General features: G+C 41.4%; 14 protein-coding genes and 1 tRNA gene. 8 read left to right on the top strand and 7 right to left on the bottom strand.

The window, feature by feature from the left end; translation table 11 throughout:
* Positions 1–91 precede the first annotated feature (91 nt).
* Together KIH87_RS01805 and KIH87_RS01800 are read right to left on the bottom strand one after the other, a co-directional pair.
* On the bottom strand, positions 92–1,774 hold the full coding sequence (locus KIH87_RS01805; protein WP_232359833.1) for a conjugal transfer protein TraG N-terminal domain-containing protein: 1,683 nt from the start codon (positions 1,772–1,774) through the stop codon (positions 92–94).
* 3 nt (positions 1,775–1,777) lie between these two features.
* Positions 1,778–2,125 (bottom strand): hypothetical protein, encoded by a 348-nt coding sequence (locus KIH87_RS01800; protein ID WP_232359832.1) that lies wholly within the window; start codon positions 2,123–2,125, stop codon positions 1,778–1,780.
* A 1,118-nt stretch (positions 2,126–3,243) separates the two neighbouring features.
* Here KIH87_RS01800 and KIH87_RS01795 point away from each other — a divergent pair.
* Together KIH87_RS01795 and KIH87_RS01790 are read left to right on the top strand one after the other, a co-directional pair.
* Positions 3,244–4,134, top strand: a complete 891-nt coding sequence (locus tag KIH87_RS01795; RefSeq protein WP_232359831.1) for a site-specific integrase — start codon at positions 3,244–3,246, stop codon at positions 4,132–4,134.
* A gap of 124 nt (positions 4,135–4,258) precedes the next feature.
* Complete coding sequence (locus tag KIH87_RS01790; protein ID WP_232359830.1) at positions 4,259–5,299, top strand: IS481 family transposase; 1,041 nt, start codon at positions 4,259–4,261, stop codon at positions 5,297–5,299.
* 84 nt (positions 5,300–5,383) lie between these two features.
* On the opposite strand, the gene KIH87_RS01785 is transcribed toward KIH87_RS01790, so the two are convergent.
* Both KIH87_RS01785 and KIH87_RS01780 read right to left on the bottom strand, forming a co-directional pair.
* Entirely contained in the window at positions 5,384–6,247 is an 864-nt protein-coding gene (locus KIH87_RS01785; protein WP_232359829.1) for a hypothetical protein, read from the bottom strand.
* Between the two features lie 5 nt (positions 6,248–6,252).
* Complete coding sequence (locus tag KIH87_RS01780; RefSeq protein ID WP_232359828.1) at positions 6,253–6,570, bottom strand: hypothetical protein; 318 nt, start codon at positions 6,568–6,570, stop codon at positions 6,253–6,255.
* Between the two features lie 101 nt (positions 6,571–6,671).
* On the opposite strand from KIH87_RS01780, the gene KIH87_RS01775 reads away from it, so the two are divergent.
* Together KIH87_RS01775 and KIH87_RS01770 are read left to right on the top strand one after the other, a co-directional pair.
* Positions 6,672–7,298, top strand: coding sequence for a hypothetical protein (locus KIH87_RS01775; protein ID WP_232359827.1), 627 nt, complete (start codon positions 6,672–6,674; stop codon positions 7,296–7,298).
* A 519-nt stretch (positions 7,299–7,817) separates the two neighbouring features.
* Complete coding sequence (locus KIH87_RS01770) at positions 7,818–8,951, top strand: Abi family protein (protein WP_232359826.1); 1,134 nt, start codon at positions 7,818–7,820, stop codon at positions 8,949–8,951.
* A 972-nt stretch (positions 8,952–9,923) separates the two neighbouring features.
* Here the strand turns inward: KIH87_RS01770 and KIH87_RS01765 are convergent.
* The 3 genes from KIH87_RS01765 to mutY form a co-directional block, all read right to left on the bottom strand.
* Positions 9,924–9,999, bottom strand: a tRNA-Phe gene (locus tag KIH87_RS01765).
* Between the two features lie 166 nt (positions 10,000–10,165).
* A complete protein-coding gene (locus KIH87_RS01760) occupies positions 10,166–10,438 on the bottom strand; it encodes an oxidative damage protection protein (protein ID WP_232359825.1) in 273 nt (90 codons plus the stop codon).
* 31 nt (positions 10,439–10,469) lie between these two features.
* Positions 10,470–11,543 (bottom strand): A/G-specific adenine glycosylase, encoded by a 1,074-nt coding sequence (mutY, locus tag KIH87_RS01755; RefSeq protein ID WP_232359824.1) that lies wholly within the window; start codon positions 11,541–11,543, stop codon positions 10,470–10,472.
* Between the two features lie 141 nt (positions 11,544–11,684).
* On the opposite strand from mutY, the gene trmB reads away from it, so the two are divergent.
* The 4 genes from trmB to glgA all read left to right on the top strand — a co-directional run bounded on the left by trmB (position 11,685) and on the right by glgA (position 16,343).
* Entirely contained in the window at positions 11,685–12,404 is a 720-nt protein-coding gene (trmB, locus tag KIH87_RS01750; protein WP_232359823.1) for a tRNA (guanosine(46)-N7)-methyltransferase TrmB, read from the top strand.
* Between the two features lie 19 nt (positions 12,405–12,423).
* Complete coding sequence (gene rsmC, locus KIH87_RS01745; RefSeq protein ID WP_232359822.1) at positions 12,424–13,479, top strand: 16S rRNA (guanine(1207)-N(2))-methyltransferase RsmC; 1,056 nt, start codon at positions 12,424–12,426, stop codon at positions 13,477–13,479.
* Positions 13,480–13,671: 192 nt separating this feature from the next.
* Complete coding sequence (gene glgC, locus KIH87_RS01740; protein WP_232359821.1) at positions 13,672–14,910, top strand: glucose-1-phosphate adenylyltransferase; 1,239 nt, start codon at positions 13,672–13,674, stop codon at positions 14,908–14,910.
* Complete coding sequence (gene glgA / locus KIH87_RS01735) at positions 14,910–16,343, top strand: glycogen synthase GlgA (protein ID WP_232359820.1); 1,434 nt, start codon at positions 14,910–14,912, stop codon at positions 16,341–16,343. Before glgC ends, glgA begins: the two co-directional genes overlap by 1 nt.
* The last annotated feature ends 56 nt before the right edge of the window (positions 16,344–16,399 follow it).

Here is a 16,399-nt window from a genome sequence, read left to right as displayed (position 1 = left end):
CTCTGGTGTATTAATGACAACAGACGATTTTTCTCCCAAGCTATATAAGGCTAGGCTTTCCATCGAAAGCCTTCTGCCAAAACATAAACTACTAACCTCTTCTAAAATTTGATATCTGTTGCTGAGCAGCATTGGTTCCCATTTCTCCCCCAGTGCTACCAGCTTTTGCGGAAGCATCAGTCGATGATTGAACAGAACCGCTAATCACATTGCCAACTTGGAAACCGGCTACGGTTACGATGTAGAGGAACGTCATTGGTAATACGATATGCATCCCTGTGGTCATCATATCCAGGAGAATTCTTTCTGTTCCATCATTATTGGCACCACTGAGGAATGCACCAACTGCTGATTCATCAGGATACATTACCGCGATAAGTGTTGTATCTAACCAGCTGGCCACTCCCCAAAGTCCAGTTAATAGCTTCAGAGAAAAGAATCCTAAAAACCCATAAACCACGCCTTTTACGCCAAGCTTTGTAAATATCAGTAAAAACGGAAGTGAAATGATAAAGCTGAAAATAACGATAGCCTGGATCATTGGTAAAGCTAATAAAATTGTGTAGAACTTTACCGACCAAACAGCTCCTTCTTTCGCGCTACCAAGAAAAGACAAGAATCCCTTCACTCCATAAGCCAACCCAGAGCTGACAGGATCACCATATGGTGTATAAGAAGTGTTTAAGTAAGCCAAATCATCGTGAACTATATCCAGGCGTTGACGAGTGTTTTTGAGGTAGGTTTCAACAATGTAGTTTTCAGTGACTTCATTCAGAGAAACATATTCACTGGCTGCAACGTCAAAGGAGTTTAATATAATTTCATTCAATACATCGAAATTTGAAACGCCGCCATTACCTAAAAAAGACTCAGATTGGGCAATACTCAGTATTGAACCTCTGAGTTCTTCCCACCATTCATCACAGTATGGTCTTCCTCTCGATTCATCATCATCAATAAATCTTTCCACTGGATTCCGAGCTCTATAGCCGTCAGAAACAACCCCCATATTCTCTGACTTTGCATACAAGCCTTGTGATTTGGAAAGTACCATTGAACCCATCCAATTTAGGTCATTAGGATATCGGAGCAAAATATCATTCACCATCTCCGTGTTTAACCTGGCTGGTATCTGGTCTTTAATTCTAAAAAACTTGGCTCTTGCAGGGGCATAGCATTCTGCCGTGAATCGGCTTACCTCATTAGATAACATAGGATCATCGATGAACACTGATTGCATGTAATTTTGTAAAAATCGTAAGTCTTCCTTTTTTGGCAAGCCAGCAATTAACGCATAACTAAAACCACTGCCCCAATTCATCACATGAGCCCACAGAACAGGAATTCCCAAATCAGGTATCTGAGCCTCTACTAGATCAACACTTTCTGAAAATGCATTATCATACGTAGTGCCCGTATCCCCGACCGTCACTTCACCACTACCAAGCACATTACCCAAACCAAACACCTGCAACTCTGGTTTGTTCAATTTCACTATGGACGGGTTTAAAGGTAGAACCGGCTCCGCTGCAAAAATCATGACAAACATTGCCACAACATTCCCCATGACAATCTTTCTAAAACTTACTGCTGCCACAGACTCAAACGAACTCTTCTCAAGGCTAGATAACCAACCATCCCACAAGATGGCTAAGAAGGGAATCCAGATTAACCCTGACTCCTTAATCAAGAACCAAATATTGTTATATACAGCCCAACCCAAAAACTGGGTATACAGCTCTAAATAAGAGCCAACAACTAAACCTCCGCCCATTTCTTATCCTCCCACTGAGAGATTAAAGAATTGAATAATTCCGTCCTGAATGATCAAGAGCTCAACGAGTAATAAAATCAACGCCAACTGAATTCTAATTACCGTCTTAGAACTACTGGTCAGCTGGATTCCTTGATATCTTTGTATAAAGGCGGGGATATAAATCACTAGAAGTAGGAAAAATACAGCTCTGGTTATCCATGCTAGATTTTCACTTCTTAGTGATGAGGTAAAAGAATAAACGTTGTGTAAGTCTGCGAGATTAGCGTTAAAAACAATCCAACCTGCAACGGCAAATACTACGGCGAACAACAAACCGAATATGCCAACTAATCTGATAAATTTTTTCATTTCTTCTCCAAGTGATCTTAAAACCTGAAATGAAGGTGCCACTATCCACGGCTAGAGCGAGGCCGCCGGACAAAGCACCTTTAAATTGAATTAAGATCACCTCTCTTAGAGAAGAACTCAGAGGAGGCGTTGGTTCGGGTATGATCTTTAGAACCAACGCTATAATTTTGGCAGTAAATCCCGTCCCAAACAAGATAAAAATTCACCGAAAATATTTGCATCACGCCCCACGCTATGTCCGCGCATTTAAAATGCGTTGGACATAGCGTGGGGCTTAGCTTCGTGGGCAATTTGGTAAAAACATCACAGTAAATTTGAACAGCCACATAGTCTTTTCATAGCTTGCAATTGCATATTTCAGCGAATAAGATTTACTCGGTTTTCTGATAATTCAGACCCCTTTCCGATAGGTAAATCGGACCCTTATCCGGTTTAAGCCGGAACCCTTTCCCCGAACTCGATTCGGGGCTCATGCCTAACTACCAGGTGTTGTTTACAACATTGGCGGTAGTCTTTTCAAAATGACTACTCAGGTCAACCTGAGTACAACGTGACTGAAATTTGCTCTTTTGAGCGAAGACGTACCTTTATATCTAAATCAATGGTTTTACTGCAAATCCTTGGGATTTCTGTATTCCGTTTTATTCTATTTTTAACACTTAAAAACAGGAGGAAAACCTTCAAAAACGTTTAGCCAGCGTTAACGGTTAGAGATTAATCCACTCTTTAAATTTAGATTCGTAATTGGTGAGAACAGTCCGAACCAAAGCTGACGTTACAGTTAAAACAGGGGCGAATAGGTGTTAGCTAACCGCTAATATCGCTGAACTCGCATGAGTCAGGTGTTCTTACGTGGTAACCAACTGAAAAGACTAGATATAAAGAGGGCACAGAAATGAGGGAATTTAATATTGAAGAAGAGTCTCACAAACTTAAAGAGCTAAAACGTAAAAACCGCAGACAATACTATTCAGCTAAAAAGTCACGATTAGACAGATTTAGCTCCACCCTTTTAGGACTTTATAAAAAAGGGCATCCCATAACCGATTTACACCGTTTTCTTCGAAATAACCGCTGCAAAGTACATTATTCAACGGTTTGGAAGTGGGTTCAAAAGAATGGCTAAGTTTGCCTCTCCAAATAAACAAGCAGCTTCAGTAATGAAAGTGCTCCAGACAACAGCAATAAAATCTGTTGGAACAGCAAGGAATTACCAGCAATCTTTAAAGAACGTTTCTACCTGGTTAGCGGACAGTAAACAAGGAAGTTTACGAGAACTGACCATAGAGAAAGCCATTCAGTATTTAGACGCGCGATCCGAAGAAGTAGGGCAAAAGGCACTAGACATGGACAGGCAAGCAATTCAAGCCATGATGATACATGTCACCCATAAATTACAGGAAAACGAAAAGCTCAAAATCGTTAAATCTGAACAAAAGCAGATTCTAAATTCCCGAGCTTATACACCAGCCCAAGCTGAAATGGTATCCGAACACCAATCACCAAAACACTCAATCGCTACAGCCCTAGCTCATTCAGCAGGGCTAAGAGCCCATGAGCTACTTACATTGCTACCTGCAAATGAACGCAACGCTGATAAACGAGACGACAAACCGATACTTGAAACTAAGTTCTTAGGGAGAAACGGAGAACGATACACCGTAATTGGTAAAGGAGGCTTGGTTAGAGAAGTGCTTATCTCTGGCAAACTTTCAGAACAACTAGAAAAGCTAAGACTGGATGAACCGGTGAAAGTGAAAGACCGGAACATCAATTACGAAACACACTACAACATTGGTGGAGGAAAAAACTGGTCTAACTCATTTACTGAAGCTTCCAAAAGAGCCGTAGGCTGGTCAACTGGGGCTCACGGTGTCCGACATAGCTACGCCCAGGAACGGATGGACGAACTTAAAAAACAAGGACTTCACTATAAAGACGCACTGGAAACCGTTTCTCAAGAAATGGGGCATTTCAGAGCATCAATTACTGAAACTTATTTGAGATAGTACATTTACAACGTATTAGTTGTATTAGTCTCGACTTAATCTGACACATCTACTTGAAAAGTTGAGAGTTACCCAGTTTGATAAAGGTGTCGAATCTTTATTAAACAAACACAAGGTAACTCTCATGTTGCATACTAACAATCCAATCATTAAACACAAAGCAGGTTTACTCAATTTGGCAGAAGAGCTCGGTAATGTATCGAAGGCCTGTAAAGTCATGGGCGTATCGCGAGATACATTTTACCGTTATCAGGAGCTGGTAGAAGAAGGTGGAATTGATTCACTGATTAGTCAGTCCAGACGAACTCCTAATTTCAAGAATCGTGTTGATGAAGAAACTGAGCAATCAGTCATTAAATACGCTGTCGAGTTTCCGGCGCACGGGCAAGCGAGAACCAGCAACGAATTGCGTAAACGAGGTGTATTTGTATCTGGTAGCGGAGTTCGTTCTATCTGGCTTCGCCATAACTTGGAGAACTTCAAAAAACGCCTGTCAGCACTGGAAAACAAGGTAGAAAAGGAAGGTATTATTCTGAGCGAAGACCAAATCGCTGCACTGGAAAAGAAAAAGCAAGACGATGAAGCGTGTGGTGAAATTGAAACGCATCACCCTGGGTATCTTGGTTCACAGGACACATTTTATGTGGGGAATTTAAAAGGCATTGGCCGGATCTATCAACAAACGTTCGTTGATACCTACAGCAAAGTTGCGTTCGCTAAACTCTACACAACAAAAACACCAATCACCTCGGCTGATGTATTGAATGACCGTGTATTACCGTTCTTCGAGGCTCAACAGCTTCCCATGCTACGGATTTTAACTGACCGAGGCACGGAGTATTGTGGGAAGGTTGAACAGCACGATTACCAGCTATATCTGGCAATTAATGATATTGACCACACCAAAACCAAAGCGAGGCACCCACAAACCAATGGCATCTGTGAACGCTTCCACAAAACTATCCTGAATGAGTTTTATCAGGTGACGTTCCGTAAAAAGCTCTACGATTCTCTGGAAATGTTGCAGAAAGATCTGGACGACTGGCTGGATTATTACAACAATGAACGGACTCATCAGGGTAAAATGTGCTGCGGTAGAACACCAATGGAAACATTAACTGATGGAAAACGGGTTTGGGCTGAAAAGAATTTGGCTCAAATCTAATCTGACACTGGCACCAGAAAAACTGGGTAACTGTCAGATCAGGTCTGAGCTAGTACATATTAGTTGAATTGAATTAGTTCCGACCTATTCTTTTGGTGCCTCTCTGCGATATAGAAAGTCAGAAAATGATGTGATTTCTCCTTCAATTTCATCTCGACACCCGCCAACAAGTTCTGCTAAGGGATACCCTTGTATTGCGCTCGAACTATTTAACTGCAAGTCAGGATCGGATTCTAATTTTTTCTTCAAATGGTGATAAACCGAATTTACCAATATATCAGCCATAAAAGTTAAACAACTATCCTCCGACTTAATCGAATAATCAAACTTACCGATAGAAATAAAATTCTTGTTATAGTCAACATTAATTTCAAATTGATGAATTTGAGACTTCTTTGCTATTGGATCTGACTTTTTGTATTGATAAACAAGTTTCTTGTCAGTTAAAAGCTTAATAATTTCATCAATTGATTTACAAAACCTTTCAACGATAGGGCGGTCAATATTATCAGTGATGATTTTTAACTTAATTTCTTTTTCTTCAGAGGAATTTAATTCGTTTACAACTTTCAGAACTAAACCTATGAAAAGCCTTTCATGAAGCAAAACCTTTTCAGTGAATTCACTCGGTATACGGATATTTTCAGACTCATATAACCCTTGTACTTTTATCGCTTCATATGACCAATTTAGTCGCGTAGCCTGCATAACTTCGAAGAATTTCGTTCTAACTTGTTTCTGTTTATCTGGACTTAGTTCAGTAATATGCAATTTTCCTTCAGAAGCAAAATCAGAAAATGTTTGCACACACGCACAATAATTTCCCTTCAAATTTTTATCAGAAAAAATAAAGCCAGCCATAACGCCAAATTCATTCTCTAGCACTTCTTGATTATTCGAGTAACCTTTAGCTCCCGATTCATCCAATACCAATACAAAAGTATCCAAACTACTTATTCCTCCAGCAACGGTTTAGAAATGTTTTGTTCTAACTGTACTGACCTTCTAAGAGCTATTTCCTCTAACTTATTTGAATAATCAGCCTCGACATTGTCGACCAAATAGAATACATGCTCCCAAATCGGCGGGATCTCTCTTACAAATACTTCATATCCCTCCTCTTCAATAGCTTCTTGAAGAGGCTTCACCATTACTCTAGCAATTGAACCATTCCAGTACCTCCCCACTCGCTCTAGAGACTCGACGGCACCTTCTAAATAGTGTTCTTTTGCATAAAGCTTTCTTTTTAGATACTCCGAATCTTCATTCATTATATCGCCCCTGCTAAATAAAAAGTTTCAAGCCGCATTTAGGGCCCTTCCATATAGGTTAGTATACTAACCCATGTAAAAACCTAACTGAAATTAAGCATATGAATGAAAATAAATTCGATTATCGTAAGTACGTCATGGGTAAACTCATACAGATGAATATTGAGCTTGAAGGAGAAGTAGACACGTCTTTTGACTTGTATATCAGGATGTTCACTCAAATAGCCCATGACTTGAAGGATTATGAGGTTCTTGGGTTAGCGACCAGCTTACAGAAGAAGTATGTTGATAAATTCTCATCATTTAAGTACGACCCGCTCTCTGATGACTTTCCACTTGAACAATACTTTCCCTATCATCAAGTTCATGTTGAAAACAACTTTGAAATATTTTGTCGCCAAATAAAAGACTACATATATGGGCATAATGATTTCAGGTGCGATATGGGAAAATACCAGAATGCGGCTAATCAACATAGAGAAGAGCTGTTAAAAAGAGGGCTGTATGACAAACTGGCCCAATACGTCGATGAGAAATTTGCTTTAGAGCGCATATACCAAAGAGTAAAAAAGCACCTATCTAAAAGACGAGATACGGATGGCCATTACATCACACCAACAATAGAAGAAGTTAAAGCAGCCTTTATCCAAGAACGCGATCATGTTTATCGACTGGCAGACAAACATTTGGAAAACCAGCTAGGTTACATTGGAGTAGAGTTCGAATAGCCCATTTTTACTTGTCCAATATTTTGAACAAGTAACCCACTCCGATCCAGTTGTCCAAGATAATGAACATCCGAATTTCCCACACCTTACAGTGCAAGCTTTGGTCAAAATCGATATAGCTTTGATTAATAATGGGGTATTAGGGTTATTTATACCCTATTACCCTAATTCAATTACATTGCTCCCAACTCAAAAATAATAATTCCATACTTAACCTGGCAGCATGGAAGCTGCCAGCAACAGATCTTAAATATAAGGATATGCGCCGCCCTGCTAAACCATTTAAGCTAAAAGCTAAAAGCTAACAGGAATCGTTTGGAACGATTCCCCGCATAATTTCGACAAACTACAGCTATAGATTCAAGGATGAATGGATACCGCGCTGGGAGCGCGTGTTGCAGCAAAAGAAAAAGAAATATTTCTTTAGGTTTTGATAAACACTGAATAAAATACTTTTTAGTGCCGTAGAAAAGCGAAACCCCGAGAGGGACCATTGTCTGTCTCGGGGCTCTAATTTGATTGCTGGGAGCGCGTGTAGAGCATTTTTATATTGCAATACTAGAAGGGCTACACCAGCTGCTCACCACTAAATATGATGGAAAAATGGCAGAAAGTCAAGAACGATATGATTATGCAGGCTGTGCGGAACAAATTGAACTAAGCCTTTCTGAAGAAAGGTTCAAGCCATATTTGCTCAAAGCTGGCCATGATAAAACCTACGCATTTAACCTATACTTGTACAATGCTCGATTAGCAAAGGCTTTTCTTTTTCCGCTTCATATTCTGGAAGTTACGTTAAGAAATCGCATTAATGATATATTCCAAACCAGGTTCGGTGAAGGCTGGCACACAGAACATCAGTTCCTTTCAAAGTTGAACCAAGAAAGTACAGCATCTTTAACAAAAGCTATTGCCAGGAGTCCTAAAAATACAACTCCTGATATTGTTTCTACACTTACCTTTGATTTTTGGTCTAACCTGTTCAGAGATGACTATGATAGGGATTTTTGGCAGTCAAGCATGGTTGATTTGCTTCCACATGTCGCTAAAACGAGAAAAGAGTTTCAACACAATATCAAAAATATAAATAGATTTAGAAACCGAATAGCTCATCATGAACCCATCCACAAACTAAATATCTCGGTACAACACACAGAAATTATCGATACAATTGGCTGGTTATGCACCGATACAAAAGATTGGGTTAGGCATCATTCAACCGTTAACTCCATACTCCGCACATCTCCAAGTGCAAGAGGTGAAGATAAGCCTCATTTTTCTGAAAGAGCTGACAATGACTTCGCTCTTATTCCCGTAGACACAAATTTATCAACTCTACCAAGTAAAAGATTTTTCATCTGCCATGATGAATCTAAAGATCCCGTTTCAATAATAGAAAAACAACACCTATATACCTTCCTTACATCAAAAGTTGAAAAAGATAATGAAAGTTTATTAGTGAGCCTCTCCGATTATTGTCTTTCGGATGTGATTGCACACAATAGTATCAAAAATAACTTCATTGAGTGTAGTGCGGAGGAGAGCCTTTATAAGGCTAGAAAAACTTTTAAGGTCAAAGGTATCAACTACATAATAGTAAGAAAGCCCGATGAATTTTTAGGAGTCATAACTAAAGCTCATCGTCAATATTAATGATTTTGATTCTAACTCACAGCTTAAAGGCATGATTTTAGCGGCAAGCCGCTACCGTGTGGAAAACACTGTGCATTCGTAAGTGGACAACCCGATGGACAAACTTGCAAGCAAGTATTGCCCACAGGTTGACACACAACGACTACACCAGATTTACCACACTAAATCACACCACGCAGTTCGTGGTAACAATAACAAGCAACACTCTAAATTTTTTATATGCTCGGTGGTGGGGTTTGAGCGGAATGTTGGCAAGACAAGCCCTAAGGAACTCAATCCCCAGTATGCCTTACCAACTGAACGATATGCTCGTATGGAGCCGGTCATCGCTTCCAGTCGGACGCCTGCCTGGAAAACGCATCAAGCGTTGCGCAGATTATTGGCCACGGTTCGCCAAACCGTGATGTCTTCGCCACCCAGCGGGATTCTGCGCCAAACCAAGTTTAACAACGCAAGGGTTACCCCAATTTACGCTCCCAATGGTTCGACAATTCTCCCACGTACCTATTGCTGGAACCCACTGTAGGTACTATTTGCAGAACAACGCGCAGTCGTCACATTTCCTACCACCCACGCCATTCCTCACTCGCCCGACAGTTTTACAACCAGACATTTATCGGGATGGATAACTGGTAAAGATTTACGAGTGATGGGCGGGGCTAGCTGGCCAGCATTGGATTAAGGAATCGGAAGACTTTTTGATTGACAAAGGGATACCCCTCAGCCAGAATTAAGCTGAAATTTAAATCTGAACGCGCCAACGACAGATTTCAAAATATGTCTTCCTGAATCTTGATTCAGGCTAGCCACGAAGCCGAGCTTTTAGCTCGGTTTTTTCGTTTCTAGCCCATAGAAATTTTTAGCATAGGGGACTAACTCCAAAGTTGGAGCGAAAACACGTAGGAATTCCGTAGGGAAATCGTAGGAACGTAGGGAAATTAAAATTTGGAATCGTCTGGAAGCTAAGAAAGATGGTGCCCAGAGGCGGAATCGAACCACCGACACGGGGATTTTCAATCCCCTGCTCTACCGACTGAGCTATCTGGGCACTTTAGAAGTGCTTGCTTTGGAAGTTTGCTTGTTTAAGCTTACTGCCTCTGCGGGTGCGTATTAAACGAGTTATCGAAAGGCAAGTCAACACATTTTTTAATAGCTTGTTTTCTTTGCTGGTAATTTCGCCAGGTTGTACCTTTTTAACTCGTTTTCAGCCTAATTTACTTGGTCGGTGGCGTGTAACCTTCAATTTCAGGTTCTTTTCTATCGAACAGATACGCTTGCATTCGTTCTTCCAAAAATTGTCTGGCTTCAGGATCCATCATGTTGAGTTTATGTTCATTAATCAGCATGGTTTGGCGCTTTTGCCATTCTGACCAGGCTTCTTTGGAAATGTTGTCATAAATGCGCTTGCCTAAATCCCCCGGATAAATTTGGAATTCCAACCCTTCGGCTTCTTTGTCGTAAAAATGGCAATGTACAGTGCGGCTCATTTCAGGTTCTCTTCTTTTTTCTTTAATAGGGTTATTGTAGATGTTTTTGCTGGCGTATCACATCCAGTAATTTAGAGGCTGGCACAGATAAGCCAAAGTTAGGCATGTCATTATAATCAACCCACATATTGGTTGAGTCTTGTACTGAGCCTTGGGGTTCTTCATTTATTTCTATCAAAATTGGGGTGATGTCCAAATGAAAGTGACTAAAAGTATGGCGGAAACCTTTTAACTCTTGAGAGTGATATTGGTGAATTCCCCATTTTCCAAGTTCTTCACCAATACTTTCATTGTTTGCCACTTCATGAAAGCTCCAAAGCCCCCCCCAAATACCGCTTGGCGGACGTTGGTACATAAACACCTTTCCTTTCCATACAGGTAAAAGCATCAAGGTTGTCTTTACTGGTGTTTCTTTTTTGGGTTTCTTGCCCGGAAAGTCGCTCTGTCTTCCCAGTTCATTAGCAGCACAATTCTCAACAATTGGGCAAAGAGTACATCTGGGTTTACTACGAGTACAGAGCGTCGCGCCCATGTCCATCATGGCTTGATTGTAATCTTCGACCCGTTCGTCGGGCGTATTATGAATAGCTTGCTCCCACAACAGGTTTTCCACTGTCTTGTTTCCAGGCCACCCTTCAATGCCGTAGTATCGAGCTAATACGCGCTTAACGTTTCCGTCCAAAATCGCATGTGACTGCCCAAGGGAAAGCGATAACACTGCTCCTGCGGTTGAACGACCAATACCGGGCAAGGCCATAACACTTTCTATATCTGTGGGGAATTGACCGTTATATTCTTCCTGCATTACGCAAGCGGCCTTGTGCAAGTTCCTCGCTCTGGCGTAATAACCCAAGCCAGTCCAATGATGAAGAACATCATCAATAGGCGCTTGCGCCAATGCCTGAATATCAGGGAAACGCGCCATAAATTTCTGGTAATAGGGGATCACAGTCGCAACCTGAGTTTGTTGCAGCATAATTTCCGAAATCCAAACGGAATAGGGCGTTTTGTTGTGCTGCCAGGGAAGGTCTTTGCGACCATATTTGTCGAACCATTGCAAAATGGCGTTAGAGATTGTGTCTTTAGGATGCGATTGAACTGACAAACGATAATTACCAAACTGAAAATTTGCGCCAGTGTAATGAACCAGCAACCTCAAGCCAAGCTTGAGTTATTTCAAATTCACAGGATAATACCGCAGCATTATTTTTTGATAACATTTTTACGGTTACAGGTTCTAATTTCAGTGGGCAAGTACAAGTCTCAAGAAGAAGCAGAAGCAGCGGGCATTCAACTTCGTAAAGTCACCAGCTTTATTATTCGCGAAGGTAGATTAACCAAAGGTCAAGCAGCGGCGATCGAGTCCTGGTGGGAGACTTTAGGTATTGATTATCAGGATGCTTTTTTAGATTTCAGTGCCATTTTTGGTAACGACAATCCTGTCATTATTGAGATCGGTTTTGGCATGGGTAAAAGCCTTGTTGAAATGGCAAGTAAGGATCCTGACCACAATTATATTGGTATCGAAGTACATAAGCCGGGTGTAGGTGCGTGTATTGCAGATATTCATGAGTCGGGAATTCAAAACCTGCGAGTGATGGAACATGACGCTGTAGAAGTGCTGAAACATTGTGTTCCTGATGACTCTCTTCATAGAGTCCAGCTTTATTTCCCAGACCCTTGGCACAAAAAGCGTCATCACAAACGCCGTATTGTACAGCCTGAATTTGCTCAATTAGTCCGTCAAAAACTTAATACTGGCGGTGTTTTCCATATGGCGACTGATTGGGAACATTACGCTGAGCAAATGCTGGAAGTGATGTCCGAAGCTGATGGCTTTAACAATCTTTCAAAAGATAAAACCTACTGCCCTCGCCCTGACTATCGCCCTATCACCAAATTTGAAGTACGTGGTGAACGCCTGGGTCATGGTGTGTGGGATCTGTTGTTTGAGCGCTCCAATTAAAATATTTAGGTGAATAAAAGTGTTGAGCCCCGAGAGCGAAGTCATCTTACGTAATAAAGAATTAGTTAACACTGGCGCTTGGCTTCTGGTCAATGCTACGGACGATGAGATCTTCTCCCATGTTGGCGACACCGTTGTCGGATTTCACCAATTTTACGATTGTTACTTAAGTGCCCAAAAATCAAGTGCCAGAAAAACAGCAAATGGCCAACACATCTTCTCTGCTTTTTACGATGATGAGAAAAGCTTTGATGGCGCCATTATTTACTGGCCTAAATCCAAGCAGCATGGCTTGATGTTATGCCAGCATATCGCTACAAAAATCAAAGCCCAAGGGCATCTACTCATTGTTGGCGACAATAAAAGCGGCATTAAAAGTGCGGACAAAGCACTGAGTAAAATAGGCTTTAACTTCAATAAAATCGATAGTGCCAGACATTGCACCTTACTGGGAACACAACTCGTAGAACCCGCTAAATCATTCAACTCCACCGATTGGGTGAACAGTTATTCTTTTTCGGCTAACACAAACAAGCTCACCTTTGAAACCTTACCCGGTGCCTTTAGTGCCGATGCTTTGGATGAAGGAACACAGTTATTACTGCAAGATATTGATGGATTATTCAACCATCTGTCTTCGGGTAACAGAGTATTAGATTTTGCTTGCGGTAATGGTGTAATAGCCACTTACATCGCAAAACACCATCCTCAACTGAAACTGACACTATCCGATATAAACAGCCTCGCCATGCTGTGTGCCAAAAGGAATCTCGCAAGCAATCATATCAGTGAAGATAAAGCCAAAATTGTTGCAAGTGATGGTATGGCAGAAATAGAAGGCAAGTTTCAGGTTATTGTCAGTAACCCGCCTTTCCATAGTGGAATAAAGACTGATTATTCTATTACGGAGCAATTCATTAAAGATGCCAAAGCGCATTTAACACCTGGTGGCAAATTGCGCCTCGTAGCCAATAGATTCCTGAAATATCCGGATTTACTACAAGCTCATTTTGGTAACGTTGAAGTGATTAATCAAAACTCGCGCTTTAGTGTTTATCAATCACACAACCGTTAATGTGAATAGCCAATTACCCCCTTAAAGTGAACCAGAGATCCAGTTCGTCACATCAATTTAAAACACATCCATTAAATTGGTTGAATTTGTCAGAAAAGTCATGTTGACTATTAAGTCTGGGTGGTACGAAGTCGCTTTCTACCCTGACTACTCTGAACTCGACTTAACCACTGACTGACAGGAGCGCGATCTATGTCTCGCAACCTTGGCGTAATTTTAGCGGGTGGAGCAGGAACCCGTTTGTTTCCTTTAACGCAAACGCGTACCAAACCAGCAGTACCTTTTGCTGGTGGATTGAGGTTAATTGATTTTGTTCTGAATAACTTCGTTAATTCAGATCTGCTGAAAATCTATGTCCTTACTCAGTTTAAATCCCAGTCCCTTAATATTCATTTAAGGCAAGCCTGGTATTTATCTGGACTGACCGGTAACTTCATTGATGCTATCCCCGCTCAGATGCGCATGGGTAAACGTTGGTATGAAGGGACTGCAGACGCTATCTACCAAAACATTCGCTTCATTGAAATTCATGAGCCAGACAATGTCTGTATTTTTGGTAGCGATCACATTTATAAAATCGATGTACGTCAGGTTATTCGCTTCCATGAGAAGATGGATGCGGCACTCACTGTCTGTGCTATCCCGGTTTTAGCTAGCGAAGCTGCGGGAAGGTTCGGCGTGATTGAGGTTGACGAAAACTATCGCATGATAGGTTTCGAGGAAAAGCCAGAAAACCCCAAAACCATGCCAGGTAGACCCGATTTGGCGCTAGTATCAATGGGTAACTACGTCTTTAAAAGCGAAGCGCTTTATGACTACCTAACCAAAGATGCTGCAGATAAAATGTCTTCCCACGACTTTGGTCACGATATTATTCCCAAGATGTGCGGCGATGGTCAGCCCGTTTATGTCTATGATTTCCATAAAAATATCATCCCGGGCGAATCTCCCACGGCGAACCAGAGTTACTGGCGAGATGTAGGTACTATTTACTCTTTCTGGGAAGCCAATATGGATTTATTGGCTGATGCCCCAGAATTTGATTTATATAACAGTAAGTGGCCTTTACGCAGCTACCATCCGCCAGTGCCCCCTGCCAATATCATGGCAGACGCGCAAGGCAATCACTGTACGATAATTAATTCCATGATTGCCTCTGGATGTGAGATTACCGGAGCTCATGTTGAACGTTCGGTATTGGGATTTAAGGTGAAGGTAGGCGCAGGTTCTCACCTGAAAGAGAGCATCTTTCTCGGAACCTGTGACATAGGTCAGAATTGCGTATTGAATAGAGTTATCGCCGACAAGGGCGTTAAAATTGCTCCAAACACTCAAATAGGTGTGGATTTGGAGTTGGATAAGTCTCGAGGTTTGACAGTATCCGATGAAGGTATTGTTGTTATTCCCAAAATGATGGAGATCGGTTATTAGTGAACATTCTCTTTGTTGTCTCGGAAGTTGAGGGGCTGGTTAAGACAGGGGGATTGGCAGATGTAGGCAGAGCCTTACCAGTTGAACTGGCAGCATTAGGCCATGACGTAAGAATAATCATTCCATTTTATAAACATATTGCTGATCAGATAACATCCACGGTCATTGCAGATAAGCAAGAATTGCATGCTCATGATCGTGATTACCCATTTTCAATTCGGGAAATGAGTTTTCATGGATTAACTATCTACGGCATAGACATGCCACTGTTTTTCGACAGAAATGGCATCTATAGCGATGGTTATCATGCCTATCAGGATAACCCTGAACGTTTTGCTTTTTTCTCTATGGCAGCCCTAAGCGCGAGCATTGCCATCGACTTCAAACCCGACATTGTTCACTGCAACGATTGGCACACGGCTTTAACGCCTTTCTTTATGAAGCAGGATAATAGCGGCTTCTTTAATAAGAGCAAGTCATTACTTACCATTCATAATGGCGCTTATCAGTGCATTCATAATTTTGCTCAAATTCCGTTCTTACATCCCTACGAAGTGCTTAAGCATCGACTCGACCATCATAGCGCCATCAACTTTTTGAAAATTGGCATCGAATTCGCTGATAAAATTAATGCAGTAAGCCCTCACTATGCCTATGAGCTTTTAACACCTTTAGGTTCCCATAATATGTTTAGTGAAATGAAGTACCGGGAACGTGATGTGTCTGGCATCTTAAATGGTTGTGATTACACGAAATGGGATCCCACAAAAGACCCACATATCGCAGCGAATTATGATAGTGACTCTCTGGAACTTAAAAGCAAATGTAAGTGCTCACTACAAGCTATATTTCAGCTTCCACAGGATGATAGCATTCCAGTTATAGGCTTGGTTTGCCGCTTAACCGAACAGAAAGGGTTTGGTTATCTGGTGCCTGCCCTATGGAATTTATTGCAGCACAAAGTTCAGGTCATCATTGTAGGTACCGGCGATCCCTCTATTTCTGATGCATTGAAACAATGTGCTCAACAGTTTCCAGACAAGCTCGCTTTCAAAGAAGGCTTTAGTGACAAGCTTGCGCACTCGGTAGAAGCCGGCAGTGATTTCTTCATGATGCCATCCCTGTTTGAGCCCTGTGGTTTGAATCAGATGTATAGTCTGGCTTATGGCACAATCCCAATTGTGCGTGGCGTTGGCGGTCTGAAAGATACGGTAATCGATCCTCAAGATAACCCCGATCAAGCCACTGGCTTTATTTTTGAGCATCCTGATAGCAGTTCTTTGTTAAACGGCGTCTATCGAGCTTTGTTGTACCGATATGAAAGCCCTGAGAAATTTAGAGCTATGCAGCAACGAGCTATGCATACTAAATTCACATGGCTGGAAGCAGCAAAGCAATATAGTGAACTGTATCAATTAGCGCTGTCTGCTTAAACCATGTTGGTAATCTATCAAATAAAACTAATTGTTCTTGTTTGATAGATTGCCTT

The sequence above is a fragment of the Paraneptunicella aestuarii genome, assembly GCF_019900845.1.
GTDB classification, from domain to species: Bacteria; Pseudomonadota; Gammaproteobacteria; order Enterobacterales; family Alteromonadaceae; genus Paraneptunicella; species Paraneptunicella aestuarii.
The sequence above is the reverse complement of the archived record's forward strand: the minus strand, read 5'-3'. Positions and strand labels throughout refer to the sequence as shown.